This window comes from Vibrio sp. 10N.222.48.A3 (genome assembly GCF_041475345.1).
GTDB lineage: Bacteria > Pseudomonadota > Gammaproteobacteria > Enterobacterales > Vibrionaceae > Vibrio > Vibrio tasmaniensis_A.
In genome coordinates this window covers 1-3319 of sequence record NZ_JBFRVX010000741.1, presented here as the reverse complement: position 1 = coordinate 3319, position 3319 = coordinate 1, and the positions used below count along the sequence as shown (strand labels likewise).

Sequence of the window (3319 nt, the reverse complement as noted above, 5' to 3'; positions counted from 1 at the left end):
ACCAAGTAACAAACCAACCAGTGAGAAATAACGACCCGAACGGTTCATTCGCTCTTCTGAATAAGGCGTATTCTTCGGCATCGGCAAACGAGAAAAGAAACCCATCGCCAACGAAAAAAGTTCCCATTGGTATGTGATGCTATCTTTCAACGATCTTTTTGGTGCATCACTCATTAAACCGTGACTCCAGCACTCGCAAAACTCGCCATGTTGTTATAGAACTCTGCCGCCGCACGAATTATTGGCATAGCTAGCGCAGCACCTGTGCCCTCGCCCAATCTCAATCCAAGATCGAGCAGTGGCTCAGCGTCTAGCAGCTCTAATAGAATCTTGTGCCCCGACTCTTCAGAGCGATGAGCAAAGATCATGTAATCACGGCAACTCGGTTCAATTAGAGTCGCGACATACGCCGCAACCGACACGATAAAACCATCGACCAACACAGGGGTTCTGTTTTCGTAAGCGCCAAGGAAGCCCCCCACCATTTGAACTATTTCATAACCGCCGACTTGGCTTAACACCTCTTTTGCGTCAGGATTTATGCAACGAGCAACACCTTGCTTAACCACCGCCACTTTACGTGCAAGCTGTTCATTGTTGATACCAGTGCCTAAACCAACACACTCATCTGCAGTTCGGTTTGCTAGCGCACTTAAGATGGCAGACGCGCTGCTGGTATTGCCGATGCCCATTTCACCAAACATGATGATATTCGTGCCATTCGAAATGGTTCTAGATACAAGCTCAGTTCCCAGTTCAATCCCACGTTCAACAGTTTCTAAACTCATTGCCGCTTCATTGGCAAAGTTATTGGTTCGCGTACCTAAGCGCTGAGAAATCAACATGTCGCTGTCAGATTCAACAGGCAACAAAATCCCAGTGTCCACGACTGTAATTTCGACGTTGTTTACCGCACAAAAGCAATTAATCGCTGCGCCACCGCTTAAGAAGTTCAACACCATCTGTTGCGTGACGGCACTTGGAGCAATACTCACACCTTCATCTGCTATGCCATGGTCGCCAGCAAAAATGATGATACGTGGCTTATTCAATTCGATGTGCTCAACCGCAGTTTCTTTGCCTTGGCTCTGAATCAATGCCAGTTGATGTGCGACTTTTTCTAGTAAGCCAAGCGCACCGAGTGGCTTGGTTTTTTGGTCAATTCGGTGTTGGATGTACTGCGAGTATTGGGTATCTAACATAAGTTTAGGAACACTTAAATTTAAGGTAATGGATTTCTAGGGCTGCGATTCTGCTTAAGCTAAATCGTTACACTATTTAGGGCGTGCAACAGAGAACACATTGGAAAGCGTCGCGTATTCACCGCCACCAAGTCGAGATAAAGGGTCCAATGCCAACGCGTCAATCTTAAGACGTTCACTATCTTTATCAATCACATCTTCGGAAATGTACACGGTTTCAACTTGAGCAAAGATAAGGCTTTGAGGCACCTCTCCCACTTCTTTTACTTCGTACAAAGTGCAGCCAAAAGCGACCGCACACTCTTTCACTCTCGGTAAAGAAAACCCTTCAAATTCAACTAGCTCAATATTATTTGCGGTAACTTCAGAGTCACCATGTTCGAGTGTAGCTGCTGTTGCTGTCATTGTTTCGGCAGAACTTGAAGAAGCAATGTGAATCACTAGCTTACCCGTTTCTAAGGCGTTACGGGTGGTATCTTTGATTTCGCCCGACGGCTTTTTCCCAACTGATAACATCAGTAGCGGCGGATTGCTGGAAACAGGCGTGAAATAGGAGAAAGGTGCTAGGTTGTACTCTTGGTCGGAAGATTCCGTCAATGCCCATGCTATCGGGCGAGGCACAACGGTTTGTGTCATCAGGTGGTAAATCTGAGTGGGAGCAAGAGTATCAAGTTTGAGGTTCATAGCACGTCCTTGGTCTATGTGAATTACGACTCAGTTTACGTGTTAAGCAATGCTGTATCTATGCCTAATCAACAGAAACGGTAGAGAGTGTTCTTAATTTAAACAGATCACACCGGTATTTTCTCAAATTGACAGTCAAATTGACGAGCCCGAAACACCTACAATATTGATAACAGATTTATCAATAACTTACATTTTGGCATCGTTTATGCTTTATCTAAAGTACTTGTTAATCTCTCCATTGATGAGTGCCCATACTGTGAATACCCACATCGCAGTTGCTTTAAAGGAAAACAATCGATTGAAAGACAAAACCAAACAATGATTTAGGAGGTGGAATGATTCCAAACTCAAGTAAAAGAAAACCAAATAAATCGAGTAAGAAAACCAACAAAAAGGTAAGGAAAATCCCACTCTCCTTTACCTAGTAGATATCGAAGCAATATGACAACAAAGTAGTAAAGTAAATAACAAGCCCGTCGCCCAGCGGGCTTTGTTATCTTTAACACCTTAATTGAGGTTTACCTAGCTAAGCACATACCTTCCGTATAAAAGCCCATCATCAAACCCCATCTTCCTAACGCTCATTCATGAAACTTTTGTTCGCTTAAAATTCAAACACTGTTTATATTAAACAAGCACTTGTAGAGCGAGTAAGGAATAGAATGAGTATTAATGGAGATAAAACATCGGTTGTTATAGCTGGTGCGACAGGGCTAATTGGTCATCATGTCCTGAGACTGCTCATTAACGAGCCCGCTGTAGAACACATCTATGCTTTGTCACGAAGAGCATTAGGTGAAGAATTTCACTCCAACAAACTCGATACACTCATCCACAACGATCTACAAGTAACGAGTTGGGACGACACCAAAGCGACGCCCAACTTAGGCATTATCTGCTTAGGCACAACCAAGAAAAAAGCAGGTTCAAAAGAAGCGCTGCGAAAGATCGATGTAGAACTGGTTAGCCAAGTGGCACAGTCGATGAAATTCCTTGGAGTTCAACGTGTCGCAGTCGTTTCTAGCTATGGCGCTTCGCCAGACTCCTATTCACACTATCTGCGCTGTAAGGGACAAATGGAGCAAAACCTAAAACGTATTGGCTTCAAGCAGCTCTTCATCGCTCGTCCAGGCCCGCTGGTGGGTGAACGTGCCGAACCCAGAACTGATGAAAAGCTCCTACAAAGAGTCTTCCCTTTAATATCTCCGTTAATGTTTGGAAAATTCAAAAACCTACGCCCTATCCAATCGGAAGATGTAGCGAAAGCAATATTATTCCGATTGTTCGAAAATAATTTCCAAAGTATCGAAATCTACACCTCGACTGACATGCTTAATTTATTAGCGAAATATCATTAAAACGTCTATCTATTCACCACAATGTTGAATATCCATCCAACCCATTGGGTGGATATTACTAATCGTTCTAAT

At 43.6% G+C, this 3319-nt stretch carries 3 protein-coding genes and 1 pseudogene; 1 reads left to right on the top strand and 3 read right to left on the bottom strand.

Annotated elements, in window-relative coordinates:
- The 3 genes and pseudogenes from AB4653_RS19250 to AB4653_RS19240 all read right to left on the bottom strand — a co-directional run.
- Positions 1-174 (bottom strand): annotated as a pseudogene (locus AB4653_RS19250) (adenosylcobinamide-GDP ribazoletransferase); the annotation flags it as partial.
- Positions 174-1202 carry a nicotinate-nucleotide--dimethylbenzimidazole phosphoribosyltransferase gene (gene cobT / locus AB4653_RS19245; RefSeq protein ID WP_009846936.1) on the bottom strand — a complete coding sequence of 343 codons (1029 nt, stop codon included), beginning with the start codon at positions 1200-1202 and terminating at the stop codon, positions 174-176. The pseudogene AB4653_RS19250 and the gene cobT, both read right to left, overlap by 1 nt.
- Positions 1203-1274: 72 nt before the next feature.
- Positions 1275-1886 (bottom strand): flavin reductase family protein, encoded by a 612-nt coding sequence (locus tag AB4653_RS19240; RefSeq protein ID WP_102258535.1) that lies wholly within the window; start codon positions 1884-1886, stop codon positions 1275-1277.
- A gap of 665 nt (positions 1887-2551) precedes the next feature.
- On the opposite strand from AB4653_RS19240, the gene AB4653_RS19235 reads away from it, so the two are divergent.
- A complete protein-coding gene (locus AB4653_RS19235; RefSeq protein ID WP_017099715.1) occupies positions 2552-3247 on the top strand; it encodes an NAD-dependent epimerase/dehydratase family protein in 696 nt (231 codons plus the stop codon).
- Positions 3248-3319: the final 72 nt, after the last annotated feature.